This is a genomic window from Niabella terrae (assembly GCF_054783135.1).
In genome coordinates, this window is the sequence record NZ_BAAGRD010000020.1 from 1 (window position 1) to 680 (window position 680).

Consider the following 680-nt stretch of genomic DNA (forward strand, 5'->3'; position numbering starts at 1 on the left):
CCAGCTGCCCCTCCGTTGCTCTTAACCCGTTGGTAAGCGCTTCTCAGATTAGCTGGGGAAAGAATATACTCTAATAGTCCGTTCTCTGATACTCGTGCATCTGGCTCGATAAGATTGTTTTCAGCTATCCACATGAAAGTCTGCGCACCCCCGTATCCTTCGAATGCTGTTCTATCTTTCGGAGGGTTGCCCTTGGTTTTATTCAAGATTTTCTGCTTTCTACCTTTCATTAGGTAACATTCATTTAATTCTTATCTACTAAGGTTCAGTCCTTCGCAGTTCGTGAGGCTCTTGTTTTAAGCTTATAGCTGACAAGCTCTTATCCCTGCTACTATGACCTCGGCTGACTTCTCTCAGCGATTGTTAGCCGCACTTCCGAATATTTACGTCCGTACGTCTGAGAGATCTCCCGTGGTAAGTCGATGTTTACTTTCATTCCATGTCTCCGCCATATTTACACTACACTGTCCGTGTAATCTTGGGGCTTCAGTTTGTATTGCAACCTTACCCACAGTGATTGTGCCTGATATGATTCGTATTCCTCGGAGCAGAATTTTGCCGTAAGCTTCCTTCAGATTCCACCTCACGATGGACACCCTTGCTCTTAGCTAGTGGTTGGCGATTACAAACCCCCACAGAGGACTTTCACCTCCTAGTAACCCGACATGCACGGCACACAA

The 680-nt window shown here is 46.0% G+C and carries 1 protein-coding gene; it reads right to left on the reverse strand.

The genetic code is table 11. The annotated features are described in order from the left end of the window. The coding region (locus ACYVI9_RS15015) for a hypothetical protein (RefSeq protein WP_460765945.1) at nt 1–230 on the reverse strand (230 nt) is incomplete at its 3' end. Between the last annotated feature and the right edge of the window lie 450 nt (nt 231–680).